This is a genomic window from Elioraea sp., assembly GCF_022842375.1.
Classification (GTDB): domain Bacteria; phylum Pseudomonadota; class Alphaproteobacteria; order Acetobacterales; family Acetobacteraceae; genus Elioraea_A.
In genome coordinates this window covers 31,321-48,340 of sequence record NZ_JALHPR010000016.1, presented here as the reverse complement: position 1 = coordinate 48,340, position 17,020 = coordinate 31,321, and the positions used below count along the sequence as shown (strand labels likewise).

The 17,020-nt window shown below is 69.9% G+C and carries 17 protein-coding genes; 3 read left to right on the top strand and 14 right to left on the bottom strand.

The genetic code is table 11. From position 1 onward, the window contains the following. The first annotated feature begins 25 nt into the window (after positions 1-25). Positions 26-577, top strand: coding sequence for a peptide-methionine (S)-S-oxide reductase MsrA (gene msrA, locus Q0C38_RS14295; RefSeq protein WP_291297778.1), 552 nt, complete (start codon positions 26-28; stop codon positions 575-577). A gap of 124 nt (positions 578-701) precedes the next feature. Here msrA and Q0C38_RS14290 read toward each other — a convergent pair whose 3' ends face one another. The 12 genes from Q0C38_RS14290 to Q0C38_RS14235 form a co-directional block, all read right to left on the bottom strand. After that, a complete protein-coding gene (locus Q0C38_RS14290) occupies positions 702-1,136 on the bottom strand; it encodes a RidA family protein (protein ID WP_291297777.1) in 435 nt (144 codons plus the stop codon). Between the two features lie 31 nt (positions 1,137-1,167). Then, entirely contained in the window at positions 1,168-2,565 is a 1,398-nt protein-coding gene (locus tag Q0C38_RS14285) for an amidase (RefSeq protein WP_291297776.1), read from the bottom strand. Positions 2,566-2,573: 8 nt separating this feature from the next. Next, entirely contained in the window at positions 2,574-3,743 is a 1,170-nt protein-coding gene (locus Q0C38_RS14280; protein ID WP_291297775.1) for an acyl-CoA dehydrogenase family protein, read from the bottom strand. A 1-nt stretch (position 3,744) separates the two neighbouring features. Continuing rightward, the gene (locus Q0C38_RS14275; RefSeq protein ID WP_291297774.1) at positions 3,745-4,518 is read right to left on the bottom strand and encodes an enoyl-CoA hydratase/isomerase family protein; all 774 of its coding nucleotides are present in this window, start codon (positions 4,516-4,518) and stop codon (positions 3,745-3,747) included. After that, on the bottom strand, positions 4,515-5,627 hold the full coding sequence (locus Q0C38_RS14270; protein ID WP_291297773.1) for an acyl-CoA dehydrogenase family protein: 1,113 nt from the start codon (positions 5,625-5,627) through the stop codon (positions 4,515-4,517). Before Q0C38_RS14270 ends, Q0C38_RS14275 begins: the two co-directional genes overlap by 4 nt. Next, entirely contained in the window at positions 5,624-6,274 is a 651-nt protein-coding gene (locus Q0C38_RS14265) for a 3-oxoacid CoA-transferase subunit B (RefSeq protein WP_408870034.1), read from the bottom strand. Before Q0C38_RS14265 ends, Q0C38_RS14270 begins: the two co-directional genes overlap by 4 nt. A 22-nt stretch (positions 6,275-6,296) precedes the next feature. Then, positions 6,297-6,992 carry a 3-oxoacid CoA-transferase subunit A gene (locus tag Q0C38_RS14260; protein WP_291297771.1) on the bottom strand — a complete coding sequence of 232 codons (696 nt, stop codon included), beginning with the start codon at positions 6,990-6,992 and terminating at the stop codon, positions 6,297-6,299. Next, positions 6,989-7,849 (bottom strand): MaoC/PaaZ C-terminal domain-containing protein, encoded by an 861-nt coding sequence (locus tag Q0C38_RS14255; RefSeq protein ID WP_291297770.1) that lies wholly within the window; start codon positions 7,847-7,849, stop codon positions 6,989-6,991. The genes Q0C38_RS14260 and Q0C38_RS14255 overlap by 4 nt, the downstream gene beginning before the upstream one ends. After that, complete coding sequence (locus tag Q0C38_RS14250; RefSeq protein ID WP_291297769.1) at positions 7,833-9,947, bottom strand: acetate--CoA ligase family protein; 2,115 nt, start codon at positions 9,945-9,947, stop codon at positions 7,833-7,835. Before Q0C38_RS14250 ends, Q0C38_RS14255 begins: the two co-directional genes overlap by 17 nt. A 2-nt stretch (positions 9,948-9,949) precedes the next feature. Beyond that, the gene (locus tag Q0C38_RS14245; protein ID WP_291297768.1) at positions 9,950-11,101 is read right to left on the bottom strand and encodes a thiolase; all 1,152 of its coding nucleotides are present in this window, start codon (positions 11,099-11,101) and stop codon (positions 9,950-9,952) included. A gap of 13 nt (positions 11,102-11,114) precedes the next feature. Further along, a complete protein-coding gene (locus Q0C38_RS14240; protein WP_291297767.1) occupies positions 11,115-11,504 on the bottom strand; it encodes a Zn-ribbon domain-containing OB-fold protein in 390 nt (129 codons plus the stop codon). A gap of 116 nt (positions 11,505-11,620) precedes the next feature. Further along, positions 11,621-12,748: a lytic transglycosylase domain-containing protein gene (locus Q0C38_RS14235; RefSeq protein WP_291297766.1), complete on the bottom strand. Its 1,128-nt coding sequence runs from the start codon at positions 12,746-12,748 to the stop codon at positions 11,621-11,623. Positions 12,749-12,988: 240 nt separating this feature from the next. On the opposite strand from Q0C38_RS14235, the gene Q0C38_RS14230 reads away from it, so the two are divergent. Continuing rightward, positions 12,989-13,453 (top strand): glycine zipper 2TM domain-containing protein, encoded by a 465-nt coding sequence (locus tag Q0C38_RS14230; protein WP_291297765.1) that lies wholly within the window; start codon positions 12,989-12,991, stop codon positions 13,451-13,453. On the opposite strand, the gene Q0C38_RS14225 is transcribed toward Q0C38_RS14230, so the two are convergent. Both Q0C38_RS14225 and Q0C38_RS14220 read right to left on the bottom strand, forming a co-directional pair. Continuing rightward, complete coding sequence (locus tag Q0C38_RS14225; protein WP_291297764.1) at positions 13,450-14,346, bottom strand: DMT family transporter; 897 nt, start codon at positions 14,344-14,346, stop codon at positions 13,450-13,452. The two genes, Q0C38_RS14230 and Q0C38_RS14225, sit on opposite strands and share 4 nt — an antisense overlap. A gap of 11 nt (positions 14,347-14,357) precedes the next feature. Next, on the bottom strand, positions 14,358-15,308 hold the full coding sequence (locus Q0C38_RS14220) for a DMT family transporter (protein ID WP_291297763.1): 951 nt from the start codon (positions 15,306-15,308) through the stop codon (positions 14,358-14,360). A gap of 237 nt (positions 15,309-15,545) precedes the next feature. Between Q0C38_RS14220 and Q0C38_RS14215 the strand changes: the two genes are divergently transcribed. Continuing rightward, positions 15,546-16,865, top strand: a complete 1,320-nt coding sequence (locus Q0C38_RS14215; protein WP_291297762.1) for a M17 family metallopeptidase — start codon at positions 15,546-15,548, stop codon at positions 16,863-16,865. Positions 16,866-17,020: the final 155 nt, after the last annotated feature.

The window sequence follows — 17,020 nt, the reverse complement described above, 5'->3', positions numbered from 1 at the left end:
GGGCAACCCCAAGGAGGGACCCGACATGACGGAAAACACGATGCGCGCCCTGGCCACGGTCGGCGGTGGCTGCTTCTGGTGCCTCGAGCCGCTGTTCCGCGAGCTCCGCGGCGTCTCCGAGGTGACCAGCGGCTACGCCGGCGGCCACGTGCCGGACCCGACCTACGAGCAGGTGTGCGGCAAGCGCACCGGCCACGCGGAGGTCGTGCAGATCGTCTACGACCCGACGATGATCGACTACGCCGACATCCTGCGCGTGTTCTTCACCATCCACGACCCGACGACGAAGGACCAGCAGGGGGCGGATGTCGGCCCGCAATACCGTTCGATCGTCCTGACGCATGACGACGCACAGGCCGAAGCGGTGAAGGCCGTGATGGCGGAGGTGGACGCAGCCGGCATCTGGCCCGCGAAGCTGACGACCGAGGTGGTCCCGCTGGCCACCTTCTGGCCAGCCGAGGCCGAACACCAGCGCTACTACGAGCGCAACCCCTGGGCCGGCTATTGCCGCGCGGTGATCGCGCCCAAGGTCGCCAAGTTCCGCAAGGCGTATGCGGCGCGTTTGAAGGCGGCCTAAAGGCCGGCGGCCTCTGGCCGCTGCCTCCTCGCGCGGCGCGAAGCGCGCCGCTGCCGGAGGCCGGCAATATCTACCAGCGGCGCTCCACGGGCCAGCGGCTCGTGGAGCGTCGCTGGCAGTTTCCTTACTTTACCGCGATTGCTGCAATCTCAATTTTGACGTCGCGGGGCAGCCTTGCGACCTGCACCGTGGCGCGGGCGGGTGGGTTGGCGGGGAAATACGTCGCGTAGACGCCATTCATGCGCGGGAACTCGTTCAGGTCGGCCATGAACACCGTGGTCGAAACCACGTTCGCCATCGTCATCCCCGCCGCCTCGAGAACGGCCTTGAGGTTGTCGAGGACGAGCTTCGTCTCCTCCTCGATCGTGCCGGCCTTCACCTGGTTCGTCGCCGGATCGATCGCGATCTGACCGGCGAGGTAGAGCGTGTTGCCCGCCATGATGGCCTGGCTGTAGGGGCCGATCGCGGCAGGCGCGCGCGGCGTCGAGACGACGCTGTTCTGCGCAAGCGCGGGAAACGCCACGAGCGCTGCGGCAGCGAGAAAGGCGATGCGTGTCATGCGGATGGTCCCCCGGTGATGGTGCCGTCCGTCATGATACCGGATCGATCGGCGCCGTCACGCCCGCCCGCGCCTCGATGATCTCGCCCAAGGTCAGGCAGATGTCCTCGCGGAACCGGGCGGCGACGATCTGCACGCCAAGCGGGATGGCCTCATGCACGGTTGCCGTCGGCACAGAGAGGCCAGGAAGGCCGAGCAGGTTGAACACGTAGAGCGGCGCCTGCGCGCGAAGGATGCGCGCACCACCCTCCGCCCCAAGCTGGTCGAGGTCCTGCGGGAAGGGTGGTTCGAGCGAGACGGGCAGCAACGCCGCGGCATAGGCCGAGAGGAACACGCTCCACTCCCGCCAGATCGCCGTGCGCTTCGCGAGCCCGACCGCGAAGGCCGTGGCGTCGAGCGGCGACACGTTCGCGGCCCACCCGCCATAGGCCGCCTTGAGCCCCGCATCGCCGTATTTCTCGATGATCGGCACCATGGCACGATCACCCTCCGTCATGATCAGGCCGCGCCAGAGTTCAGCCGCCTCCTCGAAGCGCGGCAGCGAGATCTCCTCGACCGCACAGCCGGCATCAGCGAGCCAGGCAGCAGCCTGGCGGAGCGCGGCAGCGACGGGGGCATCGGCGCCGAGCGTCGAGAAGGCGATGCGCCAGGGCCGCGGCGGGAGTGGAAGATCGAGCGGCGCGGGAGCGTACCAGGGGTCGCGCGCATCAGGCTGCGCCATCGCGTCAAGGCCGAGGCGAAGGTCGCCAACCGTCCGCGCAAGCGGGCCCTGCACGCTCATCATCTGTAGCGTGATCGGCCGCTCCTCCGGTGACGTGCCGTTGAACGCCGGCACGCGCCCGAAGCTCGGGCGGATGCCGGCAACGCCGACCGCATAGGCAGGATAGCGGATCGAGCCGCCGAGATCGTTGCCATGCGCGATCGAGCCGACACCGACGGCAACCGAGGCCGACGCACCGCCCGACGATCCGCCAGGCGTGAGCGCCGGGTTGCGCGGGTTCAGCGTGCGGCCGTGCAGCGCATTGTCGGTGAAGAAGCGGTAGCTGAAGGCGGGCGTGTTCGTCCGTCCCATTGGGATCGCGCCGGCGCGGCGGAGATTGGCGACGACGGGGCTGTCGCCCGCCGCGATCTGGTCCTTGAACGCAACGACACCGTTGGTGGTGGCGTAGCCTGCCTGGTCGATATTCACCTTGATGGTGACGGGAACGCCATGCAGCGGCCCCAGCATCTCGCCGCGCGCAACGGCCGCGTCCGCCGCATCGGCGGCGGCGAGTGCCTCGTCGGCGCGCATCTCGATGACGGCGTTGATCGCGCGATGCGTCGCCGCATGCCGCGCCAGGACGGCAGAGACGACCTCGCGCGCACTGACGCTGCGCGTGCGGATGGCGTGCGCCTGCGCGGCCGCGGATAGCGCCCAAAGCTGTGTCATGATCGTTCCTACCCCGGCAGTCCCAAAACGTTCTTGGCGATGATGTTGCGCTGGATCTCGTTCGATCCGCCATAGATCGAGACGACACGGCTCTGGATGAACGCGGCCGCCGGGTTCAGCGCGCGGTTGCCGCCGATCGGGTTCAGCATCACGCCCTCCTCGCCGGCGATCTCGAACGCCGTCTCGGCGATGCGCTGGTAGAGTTCGCTCTGCCACACCTTCAGCATCGAAACGTCGGGGCCAAGCTCCTCGCCGCGGCGAAGCTTCGCCACCTGCGTCTCGTAGAGTGCCTTCAGGTCGTCGAGGTCCATGCGCAGCCGCGTGAACCGGTCGGCGAACACGGGGTCGTCGGCCACGCCCATGTGCTCGGCCACCTGCGCGAGCTTGGCCAGCGCGTAGGTCGATTGCTTGGGCGAGCCAAGGAAGATGCGCTCGAAGCCGAGCAGCGCCTTGGCCATCGACCAGCCCTTGTTGGGCTCTCCCACCAGGTTCCCGGCCGGCACGTGCACGTTGTCGAAGAACACCTCGCAGAACTCGTCATGCCGGTCGAGCGTGACGATGGGGCGCACGATGATGCCGGGGCTGTCCATCGGCGCCAGCAGGAACGAGATCCCGTCCTGCTTCTTCGCGGCGCGGTCGGTGCGCACGAGCAGGAAGATCCAGTTCGCGTCATCGGCAAGCGTCGTCCAGATCTTGGACCCGTTGACGACGTAGTGGTCGCCCTCCAGCACGGCCTCGGTCCGCAGGCTCGCGAGATCGGAGCCTGCGTTGGGCTCGGAGTAGCCCTGACACCAGATGTCCTCGCCGGCGAGGATGCGCGGCAGGAACCGTTCCCGCTGCGCATCGGTGCCGTAGCGGATGAGGAGCGGGCCGATCATCGTCACACCCATGTCGTTGGTGCGGGGCGCGCCGTGACGCTCGATCTCCTCGATGAAGATGATCTGCTTGGCGGGCGACAGGCCCAGGCCCCCATGCTCGCGCGGCCAGCCAGGCGCCAGCCAGCCTTGCTTGGCGAGCGCCATGTACCAGGGCTTCGTCTCGGACCAGTGCAGCCGCTTCGGCGGGTGGCGCAGCTCGGGCGGGCAGCTCGCCTGCACCCAGGCGCGCACATGGGCGCGGAAGGCATCGTCGGGAAGCGCGTCCAGGTCGCCTGGCTCGGAACGTATCATCTCGTTCATGCTACGATCCTTCTCCGAAACGGGGTGGGCGCTTCTCCAGGAACGCCGCCTTGCCCTCGGCATGGTCAGGCGTGAGATAGAGCGCCGATTGCAGGTCACGCTCGCGCGCCAACGCCTCCTCCAGTCCGTCGGCCAGCACCGCCTTCGTCAAGGCCAGCGTCATCGGCGCCAGCGCACCGAGCACCGCGGCTCGCTCGCGCGCGACCGCGAGTGCCGTGCCCGACGGCACCACGCGGTCAGCCAGGCCGACGGCTTCGGCACGCGGCGCGTCAAGCGCCTCGGCGAACAGCAGCATCTCACGCGCCCGCGCCTGGCCGACGCGCGCGGGCAGCGTGTGCAGAAGCCCGAGGTCGGGCAGCAGGCCGACCTTGCCGAAGCTCGCGAGGAACTTCGCCTCTGCCCCCGCAACGACATGATCCGACGCGCAGGCGAGCGAGATACCGGCCCCTGCGCACCACCCCTCGATGGCAGCGACGATGGGCATGCGCGCGCCGACCATCAGGCGGATGAGCCGGTGCGCATGGCGCATCCGCTCCCGCCCCTCGGCGACGCTCTCGACATGCATGCCGGTGAGGTCGCCGCCGGCGCAGAAATGCTCGCCCGTGCCGGTGAGAATGAGCGCTCGCACCGACCGGTCAGCCTCCGCCTCCTCGATCGCATCGGCGAGCCGGTGCCGCATTGCGACGGAGAGGGCATTGCGCCGCTCAGGCCAGTTCAGCGTGAGCGTGACGATCGCACCGTCACGCGACACGATCACGGGCTCCGTCGCGATCATGCGTCAAGATCCAGCGGCGGTGCGGCGGCGGCATAGCGGCGGCGATGCGCCGCGGCCGTACCGCAGCTCGCGGCCAAAACCATGGCGCGGCGGAGGAACAGGCCGATATCCGCCTCGTCGGTATAGCCGATGCCGCCATGGAGATGGATCGCCTGCCGGGTGACGAGCATCGCCGCATCCGATGCCCGCGCCTTCGCGAGCGATACGGCGGCGGATCGTTGCGCCGCGGGCGCGGACGCATCGCACACCGCCGCTGCATGGCCCACCGCCGCACGGGAGAGCTCGATCTGGATCTTGAGGTCGGCCGCGCGGTGCTGCAGCACCTGGAACGACCCGATCGGCTTGCCGAATTGCTGGCGCGTGCCGAGATAGTCGAGCGTCAGCGCGAATGCACGGTCCATCACGCCGACGAGCTCGGCGGCCGTCGCCACCGCCGCCTCGTCGAGCAGCCGCGCGATGCGGGGCCCGGCATCCTCGGCCACGCGCACGCAGCGTGCCGCCTCGAGCGTGAGCGTTCCCATGTGCCCGCCATCGACGGTGGCTTCGACCGTGAGCGTGACGCCAGGCGCGCCGTTCTCGACGATGACGACGGAGAGCGCATCGCCCTCCCGCGCCGTGACCAGGAAGCCATCCGCCCCCGCTGCCATCGGAATGGCGATCTTTCGCCCTGTCACGCGCAGCGTCGCGCCATCGATCGCGGCCATCGTCGTGCCGGCGGGGTCAAGCGTGTGCGGCCGCTCGGCCCAGGCAGGCAGCAGCACGCGCACGCCGGCGATCACATCCTCCTCCGGCACCAGGGGGGCGGCGATGGCAGCAACCGCGACGAGCGGCTCCGGCGCCAGCCCGTGTCCCATCTCCTCGGCCAGGGCGCAGAGCTCTGCCATGCCAAGCCCGACACCGCCCGCCTCATCCGCCACGCGAAGGCCGAGCCAGCCAAACGCCCCCATCTCGCCGAGAACGGCGCGGTCGAACCCCGCCTCGGTGTCACGCAGCGCGCGGATGCGCCCGAGCGGGCCACCGCGCGGGACGATTGCCGCAGCGCTGTCGCGCAGCAGGCGGATGCCGTCGGCGCGATCATCCGCCACGCCCATCGCATCTGGGGCCGTCATGCCGGAAGGTGGAGCTTCGCGTCGCTCCGCGCCTGCAATGCGTCGAGCGTCATGCCCGCGATCATCTCGCGCACGACGAAACCGTGGGGTGCTACGTCGATCACCGCGAGGTTGGTGTAGATACGCTTGACCGCACCGAGCGCGGTCAGCGGGTAGGAGCAGCGCTGCACGAGCCGCGCGCGGCCATCCTTCGTCGTGTGCTCCATCACCGCCCAGAGTCGCCTGGCACCAGCGGCGAGATCCATCGCTCCACCGACGGCCGGTGCCTTCTCGTTTGCGCCGGTCGACCAGTTCGCGATGTCGCCGTTCACCGCCACCTCGAAGGCGCCGAGCACGCAGAGGTCGAGATGCCCGCCGCGGATCAGCGCGAAGCTGTCGGCGTGGTGCATATAGGCGCCGCCCGCGCGCAGCGTGATGTGCTGCTTGCCGGCATTGATCAGCCACGGGTCGCGCGCATCGTCCGCCGGCGCGGCCCCGACACCGATGACGCCGTTCTCGCTGTGGAAGATCACCTCGCGATCCTCGGGCACATGGTCAGCCACCAGGGTGGGGATGCCGATGCCGAGATTGACCACCCAGCCCTCGGGAATGTCGGCGGCCACGCGCGCTGCCATCTGCGGGCGGTTCAGCGGCTTTGCGTCAATGATCGCGTCCATCGGTCCACTCCCATCAATAGAGGGGCTTGCCGAGATCCGGCTCACCGTAGGGGATATGCACGACACGGTCCACGAACACGCCAGGGGTGACGATCGCCTCGGGGTCGAGGGCGCCGAGCTCCACCACGGTTTGCGTCTGCGCGATCGTGAGGTCGGCGGCCATCGCCATCACCGGGTTGAAGTTCCGGCCTGCGCGGCGATAGGTCAGGTTGCCCCACCGATCCGCGCACCAGGCCTCGATCAGCGCCACATCGCCCTTCAGCGCGTGTTCGAGGACGTAGGTGCGTCCATCGAACTCCCGCGTCTCCTTGCCCTCGGCGAGTGCCGTGCCGACGCCGGTCGGCGTGTAGAATGCGGCAAGCCCGGCCGACGCCGCGCGCAACCGTTCCGCGATCGTTCCCTGCGGCACGATCTCGAGCGCGATCCTGCCCTCGCGGTACAGCTCCTCGAGCACGACCGAGCCTGCGCTGCGCGGATAGGAGCAGATGATCTTCGCCACGCGGCCCTCGGCCATGACGCGCGCAAGCCCGTGCGTTCCCGTGCCCGCGTTGTTGCAGACGACGGTGAGGTCGCGCAGGTCAGCCTCCGACAGCGCCTCGATCAGTGCGTTGGGCGTTCCCACCTGGCCGAACCCGCCGATCAGGATCGTCGCCCCGCTCCTCACGCCCGCGAGCGCCTCCGCTGTGGAGCGGACGAACTTGTCGATCACGGCGACACCTCGCAGAGGCCATTGTTGATGACCATTGTCTCGCGCTCGGCCACCAGCGCGGTGAAGGCGAAGCGGCCAGGCCCCTCCTCCCACACCTCCGTCACGATCGTTTCGCCCGGGAACACGGGGGCCGAGAAGCGAAGGTCGAGCCGTCGCATCCGTTCCGGAGCGCCGGCGCAGCAGAGCCGGACGAGCGCGTGGCCCACCACCCCCATGGTGCAGAGCCCGTGCAGGATCGGGCGCGGGAACCCCGCCTTGGCAGCGACGGCGGGGTCTGCGTGCAGGGGGTTGAGGTCACCGTTGAGCCGGTAGAGCAGTGCCTGTTCCGGCCGCGTACCGAGCGAGAGCGTCGCGTCCGGCGCACGATCGGGGATCGGGTGCGGCTGCTTCACCGGGCCCGCGGCACCACCGAAGCCGCCATCGCCACGCAGGAACGTCGTGCTGTCGAGCGTGGCGAGCGCGTTGCCATCGCCATCGAACACCTCGCGCGTGGAATAGAGCAGCGCGCCCTTGCCCGCGCCGCGATCGACCAGGCCGGTCACGCGCGAGCGGCCAATCACCGCTCCCTCCACCGGCAGCGGGCGGTGCAGGATGATCGACTGCTCGCCATGCACAAGCCGCGTCGCATCCACCCCCGTGTCGGGCCTGCCGAGCCAGAAGCCGGGATAGCCGAGCACGACGGCCATGGTCGGCAACGCCAGGAGTTTCGGTTCTGTCACGAAACGGCGCTGCCAATCGTCCATCGGGTCGTGCCCGAGGCCGATGGAGAGCGCGTAGAGCATCGTGTCCTTGCGCGTGCGCGTCTCGCTCACCTCGGGGATCGGGTAGCGGAGCAGCCAGTCAGGATCGAGTGGCATCGTGCTCCTCCAGCGTGATGACGGCATCGAGTGCGATGGCGCCGCGCCCCTTCGGCAGCACCATGATCGGATTCACCTCGACACCCGCGAGCCTCGGCCCGGCAGCGGCGGCGAAGCGCGAAAGGCGCGAGAGCGCGTCAGCCAGCGCAGGCACATCCATTCGCGGTCGCCCGCGCGCGCCATCGAGCAGCGGGAAGCCGCGCAAGGAACGGATCATCGCCTCCGCGTCCGCCTCGCCGAACGGGCAGAGGCGCAAGGCAACGTCGCGCATCACCTCGACGAAGATGCCGCCAAGCCCGACCATCGCAACGGGGCCGAACACGGGGTCGCGAGCAACACCGATCACGCATTCGACGCCGCCGGTGAGCATGGGCGAGACGAGAACACCGGTGACGCGGGCCAAGGGCGCGTGACGCGCGGCAGCGGCGATGATTTCATCCCGGGCGGAACGAACCGCTCCCGCATCGGCAAGCCCGAGCTTGACGCCGCCGATCTCGCTCTTGTGCAGCACATCGGGCGAGACGAGCTTCAGCACCACCGGATAGCCCAGGCGCCCGGCCGCCGCGACTGCGGCGTCGGCAGTGGTGCACACCTCCTCCTCAGGGCTGGCGATGCCGATGGCGGCGAGAAGCCGCTTCGCCCCTGCCTCATCCGGCGATGTCGCGGGAAGTGCCGGCTCGTCGAGCGACGGCAGCGGTGCCGCGGGCAGGCGGCAGAACGCCTCGCCGAAGCGGCCCATCGCGGCGAGTGCGTTCACCGCCCGCGTCGGGTCCTCGAACACCAGGTAGCCGCCATCCTGCCAGGCGCGGATCGTCTCCGGCGGGCCCGTCACGGAGAGAACGAACAGTCGGTCAGGGAACGCGGCGATGGTGCGATCGAGCTGCTCGCGCAACGAAGGCGCGATGGAGCGCGAAGCGCCGACCTGGGTGAAGAAGGCGATCGCGCTCGCGTATCCCCCGTCGCCCAGCATGCTGCCGGCGAAGCGGCCGATCACCGACATGTCGTTGAACGCCTGCGCGGTGCAGTCGACCGGGTTGGACGGGTTGCAGAACGGCACCAGCGCCTTCAGCCGCGCCTGCGCCTCCGCCGGCATCGGTGGCATGGCAAGCCCAACCGCCTCCGCCGCATCGGAGATCAGCACGCCGGCCCCACCCGAGATGGTGACGACGCCAAGCGTGTTGCCCACGGGATAGATGCGACGCGCCGCCACCTCGGCGATGTCGAGCAGCTCCTCGGTGTTGCGCGCGCGATGCACGCCCGCATCGCGCAGCACGGCATCGGTCACGGCATCGTCGCCGGCGATCGAGGCGGTATGGCTCTGCGCCGCCCGCGCGCCGAGGGCGGAACGGCCGACCTTGATCATCGCCACGGGCTTGCGCGCCGCACGCGCCGTCTCGATCGCGGCGAGGAAGGAGGGCGCGTCGCGAACGCCTTCCGAATACGCAACGATCACGTCGGTGTCGGGGTCTTCGACGAGCCAGCCGATCGCTTCGCCCAGCGTCACGTCAGCCTCGTTGCCGGTGGTGACGAGGACGGGCGTGCCGAGGCGGCGGTCACGCGCGATGGCGAAGAGATGCGTGCCGTAGGCGCCCGACTGGCTGGCAATGCCGATACGGCCCAGGTTCGGCCAGCCATTCTCGAAACTGGAGGAGAAGATCGGGTAGTAGCCCAGCCGCGCGTTGAAGAGGCCGAGCGAGTTGGGCCCGAGCAGCCGCATGCCCGCCGCCTTCGCCGCGGCGGTGAAGCGCGCCTGCACCGCGGCTCCCGCCTCGTCTACCTCGGCGAAGCCAGCGGTGAACATGATCGCGGCCTTCACGCCGCGGGCGATGCAGTCGGCCACCGCCTGTTCCGCAGCCGCCCCCGGCACGGCGATGACCGCGGCATCTACCTCGCCGGGTGCATCGGCGAGCGTCGGGTAGGCGCGCAGCCCCTGCACCGTGTCGCGGTTCGGGTTCACCGGCAGGATCGGGCCCGAGAAACCGCGGGCCAGCATGTAGGCAATCGGCCGACCGCCGATGCGCAGCGGGTCCTGGCTCGCGCCAAGCACCGCGATGCTGCGCGGGGCAACCAGGGGGTCGAGCGATGCGAAGTGCCGCACGCTCAGAGCGTGGCGTCGGAGCCGAGCAGTGCGGTCACCTGGCTCGAGAGCGTGCCGCCGTTGCCGTGCACGAGCGCGACATCGCAGGTGGGCAACTGCCGCTCACCCGCGCGCCCGCGCAGCTGCTGCACCGCCTCGACGATAAGAAACATGCCGTACATGCCGGGATGGACGCAGGACAGCCCACCGCCGTTCGTGTTCACGGCCAGACGTCCGCCAGGCGCGATCGCACCATCTTGCACGAACCGCCCGCCCTCGCCCTTCGGGCAGAAGCCGAGATCCTCGAGGAACAGGATCGTGTTGATGGTGAAGGCGTCATAGAGCATCGCGAGATGCACATCGGCCGGCGTCATCCCGGCATGGGCGAAGGCGCGCGGGCCGCTCTCCGATGCCGCGGTGATGGTGAGGTCGGGCATCGAGGAGATGGTGCGGTGCCACTGCGCGCCGGCGCCGCCGAGGAAGTACGCGGGCTTCTGCTTCAGGTGCCGCGCACGATCGGCCCGCGTCATGATGCAGGCAGCCCCGCCATCGGTGACGAGGCAGCAATCGAGGACCGACAGCGGGTCGCTCACCAGGCGGCTCTTCAGCACGTCCTCGAGGCTGAGCGGGCCGCGGGCGAAGGCGTGCGGGTTGAGGTTTGCCCAGGCACGCGCCGCCACCGCAACCTCGCCCAGCATCGCGCGCGTGGTACCAAATTCGTGCATGTGGCGGGAGGCGGCGAGCGCGTAGGCCGTGATCGGGTGGCGCGGCTTGAACGGCGCCTCCCAGACCTGTTGCTCCGACATCGAGACGAGCTTGCCCCCCGCCGTGCGCTGGTTCGAGCCATAGGCGATCAGCGCGACGTCACACAGCCCCGCATCGAGTGCGAGGGCTGCGTGCAGCAGGTGCGCCTCGAAACTGGAGCCGCCGACATTGGTGCCGTCGAAATACTTCGGGCGGATGCCGAGATATTCACCGACCGACAGCGTCGGGAAGGCGTGAACCGAGGTCGCGGTGAAGATCGCATCGACATCGGCGAGCGTGAGGCCGGCATCGGCGACGGCCGCGATCGATGCCTCGGCGAGGAGCTCGATCGCGCTCCTGCCCGGCGCCTCGCCGGTACCTGCCGTGCCGATGCCGACGATCGCCGCCTTGCCGCGGAGGGTATGCGCCATGGATCGTTCCCCCTCAGGCCGGGTCGAACAGGAGGTTGGGCGCGCCGTCGACCTCGGCGATCCGCGCCTTCACGCGCAGCCCAATCGTCACCTTGTCGGGTGCGATGCCCTCGACGCGGCTCATCATCCGCGGCCCTTCGTCGAGCGCGACGATGGCGATGTTGTAATCAGCCGGCGTGCCGTCGGCGTTGGGGCGAAGCCGCGTTACTGTGGTCGCATACACCGTTCCCATGCCGGACGCCTCGACCCAGGCGAAATCGGTCTCGCCCGTGCCGGGGGCGGCGACGCGCGGGTAGAACACGTGCGTGCCGGTCGAGACACTCCGCTGGATCATGAACCGGCCCTCGGCGAGGAAGGCACGGAAGCGGGCCTCGGGCCCGGGTCCGGTTTTTGTTTCTGACACGAGTTGTTTCCCCCGCTGTCACCTTGTCTTGGCGCGCTGCGTCATGCACGGGCCGCAGCATGCCGCGCACGCGCCAGCGGAGCAACCGGGGGCTGCACAACCGGGGAGGGGAGGCGCTAGCCCTGCGCGTCGGGCGAGAGGGCGACGCAGTTCTGGTTGCTGCGCTCGAGGCGCTGGCAGGCAGCGATCGCGGCCTCTGCGGAAAGCCCGGCAAGGCGGGCGCGGGTGAGCGTGCCGCCCGACGTCCGCACGGGGCGAAGATCATGCCGCGCGGTGGCGAGCAGGTCCGGTGCTGCGCGGCGGGCGGCGTCGGCCGCGCTGCGGGCCTGGGACTCGGCCTGGAACGCGCCGACCTGGATCGCCCAGGCTCCAGTCAGCGAGGCAGGGCGCGGCGCCGAGGGGGCGGCGTTTGCCGAGGCGATCAGGCGGAAGCCGCCCTGCTGCTGGGGCTGGGGCTGCAGCGGCACGCGGGCGGAGGCGACCAACACGGCCGGCTCACGCACCGGCGCAGTGACGGGTGCCAGTGCGGGCGCGGCGGCGATGCGCTGCGGCGGTGACGCGGGCGGCCGGGGCGGGGTGTAGGCGGCGAGTTGTGTCGGCTGGCGCCCGGCGCGACGTGGGCCGGCGGGAATGTTCACCGGCAGCGCGGCGTGCTGGTACACGGCTGCATCGGCACGGTTGCGCGGGTGGGTGCCCGCGATCGCCGGCGCGATCTTGGCGACGTAGTTGCGTGTCTCGTTCGGCAGGCCGCGGCGCCCGGCGAGGTAGCCATCGAGCGTGCCAGGCCCGCCATTATACGCGGCGAGGAAGGCCGGGTTGCCGAAACGGTCGTACATCTCGCGGAGATAGGCGGTACCGGCGAGGATGTTGTCCTTCGGATAGTACGGGTCAGGCCCGAGCCCGTGGCGGTTGGCAAGCTCGGCATATGTCGCGGGCATCACCTGCATGAGCCCCATCGCCCCAGCGCCGGACAGCGCCATCGGCCGCCCGGCACTCTCGACGCGCATGACTTCGCGGATCCAGGTCTGCGGCACGTCGTAGCGGGCTGACGCCTCGACGATGTAGGGGCCCCAGGGGTCGTGCGCCGGGCCGGGGGGCGAATAGTCGCGCGGGCTGGAGGAGTGGACCGTGGGCTGCCCACCACCGCCGCCGCAGGCCGACAGGGCGGCGAGCGCCAGGCAGGTGGCGAAGACGCGGAGGCCCCGGACGACCGGAAGACGACGCCAGCCAGCCACGCGATCCATGCCACCCCTCTCCTCGCCACGCCGCCGGTTTTTGCAGCGCAGCAAATACACTCTGACGCAACCTTCATGGTCACGTTCAAAAACGGCCGATAAATGGCTACAACCAATGGCTGGACCCTGCCAAGCGTGTGAAGGCATCAAGGGTCGCAATTCCGCCACGGCGACGCTCTCCTGTTGCTCATGGGCCACAGAGTGCCATTGCGTGGTACGATCCCCTGGCTCGCCATGGTGAGGCATGACATGCGTGCGACTGCGAAACCGCTTCTGGCCGTTCTGCTGCTCGGGCTCGCCACGGCAGCATGTGCCCCCGCCAACACCGGCAGCACCTATTCGCGCGAGCAGATCAACCGGGCTTCGAGCGTGAGCACGGGAACGATCGTCTCGATGCGCAGCGTGCAGGTCCAGGGCCAGGGGAACACCGGCGCGCTGGTCGGCGCTGCCGCGGGCGGCGTCGGCGGCAGCTTCATCGGCGGCGATTGGCGCTCGAACCTTCTCGCCGGGGTTGCCGGCGCGGTCATCGGCGGCGTTGCCGGCAGCGCGGCCGAGCGTGCGGCGACGGGCGGCACCGCGACGGAGTTCATCATCGAGGTCGCTGGTGGCGGCACGATCGCGGTGGTGCAGACCAATGACGAGGGCTTCCGCGTCGGCGACAAGGTGACGATCCTGCAGGGCGACCGCACCCGCCTGACGCCGCTCAGAGGCTAACTGCCCTCCAGCGCCCTCGCCCGGGCCAGTTGCGCCTCGCGGCGGGCAATGTAGGCGACCGAGAGCGTCATGAGCGCTGCCCCGGCAAAGAGCGGCCAACCCGGCCTCTCGCCGAACGCCGCGAAGCCGATTGCTGCACCGAGCGGCACCTGCACGAACTCCACCGGCGCGAGCAGGCTCGCCTCGGCCCGCCTTGCGGCAAGGGAGGCACAGAAATCCCCCGCCATCGCCGCCACGGCCGCAACCACCAGGTAGCCTGCCTGAGGCAGCGTCGGCGTCTGCCACACGGCCAGGCTTGGCACCGTCCACACCACGAGGCTGATCACGGCGTAGAGGAACACCACGCGGAACGGCGGCTCGCCCGACGCCGCCAGGCGGCGGACGAAGGCGCCGACGCCAGCACCGGCGATCGAGCCCGTGAGGGCGGCGATCGTGCCTGCGTTCAGCCCCATGCCCACCCCCGCGCCACGGTCACCGAACGCCACCACCATCACGCCCGCGAAGCCGACGATCGCCGCGAGCGGCCGACGCCAGCCCACCTTCTCGCCGAGGAACAGCACAGCGATCACGAGCAGCCAGAGCGGCCGCGCCTGGTTCAGCGCGATCGCATCCGCAAGGGGAATCAGCGAGAGCGAGAGGGTGGAGAGCCCCATCGAGAGAACGCCGCAGATGCCGCGGCCGAGATGCATCCACGGCCGCCGCGTCGCGAGCAGCCCGGCGCCGCCGCGGCGGGCAAGCCAGGGCGAGAGGAACAGCAGCGTCAGCACCGCGCGCGACAGCATGAACAGTGGCAGCGGCAGGCCGAGCGACAGCACCGCCTTGCCGCAGGCGCTGACGACAGCGAACAGCCCCATCGCCACCAGCATCAGCCCGATGCCGGAGAGTGGTGACATGCTCCTCAGCCTCATCGGCGCGCCCCTCCCCGGCGCCCCGCCAGCGCGACGCCGGCGACGATCAGCGCGAGCCCGACGCCGTGATAGGGCAGCACACGCTCACCCAGCAGTGGCACCGCAAGCAGTGCCGAGAAGGGCGGCATCAGGTGCAGGAACGGGCCGGCCGCGGCGGGGCCGATCAAGGCGACGCCGCCGTTCCAGCAGAGATAGGAGGCGATCGAGGCGAACAGCGCCGTATAGGCGACGAGGGCGAGCGACACGCCATCGACCGGCATGGCGATGCCGCCAAGCAGCAGCTCGAGCGCATGTGTCAGGCCGATGATGGGCAGGCCGAACATGATCGTCGCCGCGAGCAGCCCCATCGGCCCGAGGGCGGCGCGAAGGCCAGCCGGCACGCGGCGCAGCAGCACCGTGTAGAGGCCCCAGGCGATGACGGCGACGAGCATGATGAGATCGCCGCTGTTCACCCTGAGGGCCGCGAGGGCGGTGACGTCGCCACGCGCGACGATGACGGCCACACCGGTGAGCGACAGCACCAGCCCCGCGACCTGCACGCCGCGCGGCCGCTCGGCATCGAGCAGGAATGCCGCGACGATGATCGCAACGGGAATCAGGCTGTTGGTCAGCGCCGCGTTGATCGCCTCGGTGTAGCCGAGTGCGAGGTAGGTCAGCGAGTTGAAGCTCGCGACGCCGAAGAGGCCGAGAGCGGCGAACAGGCCACGATGGCGCCAGAGCTCTGCCCGCGATGCCCAGAGCGATTGCGCGGCGAATGGTGCGAGCACCGCCCCCGCCATGGCCCAGCGCCAGAAGGCGAGGCCGACGGGCGGCACTTCGCCGGCAGCGGCGCGGCCAAGCACGAAGTTTCCCGCCCAGAACAGGCAGGCGGCGGAGAGCAGCGCCGCGGCACGCAGCCGCGTGCGCGCGGGGCAAGCGTCATTGGTCTGTGCAGCGTGCTCCCTCACCCAAGCAGGCTTACCCCGTCCTGCGCCGGAGGACCATGTGGGGGAGCCATGTGGGGGGGAGCCATTGCGCAGTGGGCGCGGTTTCGCTATCCGCGCGCTCTCACGATGACGCTGCGGGGCGAGCGGACGCGGCCGTTCCCGGCACGGAACATTCGCCGGCCGCGCAGAGGTGACACGATGCTTCCCTGCTTCGCCCCAACATCCACTCCGGACGCAGAGAGCCGCCCCCTGCACGCCGTGGCGGCATCGGACCTGAACCAGGTTCTGGCGTCGTTGCCCGACTCGGCGCGGCACTTCGTGGGAGCGACAGGATTTGTCGCCAAGCAGGGTGAAATCGCCCTTGTGCCGGGCGAGGGTGGCATTGCCGGCGCACTGCTCGGCCTCGGCGACGGCACCTCGCCGCGCGCCGCGTTCGCCGCCGCGGCAACCGCGCTGCCGGAGGGAACCACCTGGCGGCTCGCGCCAGGCCGTGATGGGGCGGAGGCAGCAGCACTCGGCTGGGCGCTTGGCGCCTATCGCTACGGCCGCTTCAAGCCGGCGAAGAACACAGCGCGCCTCGTCGTGCCGGCAGGCGCCGGCTTCGCCGTGGCAGAGGCAGAGGCCGTGTGGGCGACGCGCGACCTGATCAACCACCCGGCGAACGTTCTTGGGCCGGCGGAACTCGCCGAGGCGGTAGCCGGGGCTGGCAGGGCCGAGGGGGCGACAGTGTCGCTCATCACCGGCGATGCGCTGGAGGCTGCCTATCCGACGATCGCGATGGTCGGGCGTGGCAGCGCGCGTCCGCCCGTGGTGGCGGACCTTGCCTGGAACGGCGGTGAAGCGGACGCGCCGCTCGTCGTCCTCTGTGGCAAGGGCGTCGTGTTCGATACGGGCGGTTACGACCTGAAGCCGCCAGCCGGCATGTTACGTATGAAGAAGGACATGGGGGGTGCTGCCGTCGCACTCGGCGTTGCGCGGCTGGTGATGCAGGCGAAGCTTCCAGTCAGGCTGAGGCTCCTTGTCGGTGCCGTCGAGAACGCGATCGGTGCGCATGCGATGCGGCCTCTCGATGTCGTGCGCACGCGGAAGGGGCTGACGGTCGAGGTCGGCAACACCGATGCCGAGGGGCGCCTCGTACTGTGCGACCTTCTGGCGGATGCCGATGCGTCAAATCCTGCCGCGTTGATCGATTTCGCGACGCTGACGGGCGCTGCGCGCGTCGCCCTCGGACCCGATCTCGCGGCGCTGTTTGCCAATGATGACGGCCTTGCCGATGCGCTGCTTGCAGCCGGCAGGGCGGCGGAGGACCCCCTCTGGCGCCTGCCGCTCTGGCAGGGCTATGCGCCATGGCTCGACAGCCGCGCGGCGGATCTGAACAACGTCGCCGGCAACGCGCATGCCGGTGCGGTGGTGGCCGCTTTGTTCCTTCAACGTTTCGTCTCCCCTGCCATCCCTTGGGCGCATATCGACCTCTACGCATGGAACGATCAGAGTCGCGCGGGCAGGCCCGAGGGTGGAGAGGCAACGGCCTTGCGGGCCGTTTTCCATGGGCTCGCGGCGCGTTTTGCCGCGAGGTGAACACTGGTCATGACGCCCAAGCAACACTGTCCTGACGCAGGCGTGACCTTTTTTGGCCACGCACCGGGAACTTTTTCGTTCCGGGGACTGTTTTTTCCGGTGCAATGGAATACATGACAGTCACGCGGTGGCCCGTAACGGTGCCGCCACACTTG

What these genes read in the sequence shown, in the direction of transcription:
- Q0C38_RS14290 (WP_291297777.1), bottom strand. Translation starts at nt 1,136, where the DNA reads ATGACACGCATCGCCTTTCTCGCTGCCGCAGCGCTCGTGGCGTTTCCC.
- Q0C38_RS14285 (WP_291297776.1), bottom strand. Translation starts at nt 2,565, where the DNA reads ATGACACAGCTTTGGGCGCTATCCGCGGCCGCGCAGGCGCACGCCATC.
- Q0C38_RS14230 (WP_291297765.1), top strand. Translation starts at nt 12,989, where the DNA reads ATGCGTGCGACTGCGAAACCGCTTCTGGCCGTTCTGCTGCTCGGGCTC.
- Q0C38_RS14275 (WP_291297774.1), bottom strand. Translation starts at nt 4,518, where the DNA reads ATGATCGCGACGGAGCCCGTGATCGTGTCGCGTGACGGTGCGATCGTC.
- Q0C38_RS14270 (WP_291297773.1), bottom strand. Translation starts at nt 5,627, where the DNA reads ATGACGGCCCCAGATGCGATGGGCGTGGCGGATGATCGCGCCGACGGC.
- Q0C38_RS14245 (WP_291297768.1), bottom strand. Translation starts at nt 11,101, where the DNA reads ATGGCGCATACCCTCCGCGGCAAGGCGGCGATCGTCGGCATCGGCACG.
- Q0C38_RS14225 (WP_291297764.1), bottom strand. Translation starts at nt 14,346, where the DNA reads ATGTCACCACTCTCCGGCATCGGGCTGATGCTGGTGGCGATGGGGCTG.
- Q0C38_RS14280 (WP_291297775.1), bottom strand. Translation starts at nt 3,743, where the DNA reads ATGAACGAGATGATACGTTCCGAGCCAGGCGACCTGGACGCGCTTCCC.
- Q0C38_RS14255 (WP_291297770.1), bottom strand. Translation starts at nt 7,849, where the DNA reads ATGCCACTCGATCCTGACTGGCTGCTCCGCTACCCGATCCCCGAGGTG.
- Q0C38_RS14235 (WP_291297766.1), bottom strand. Translation starts at nt 12,748, where the DNA reads ATGGATCGCGTGGCTGGCTGGCGTCGTCTTCCGGTCGTCCGGGGCCTC.
- msrA (WP_291297778.1), top strand. Translation starts at nt 26, where the DNA reads ATGACGGAAAACACGATGCGCGCCCTGGCCACGGTCGGCGGTGGCTGC.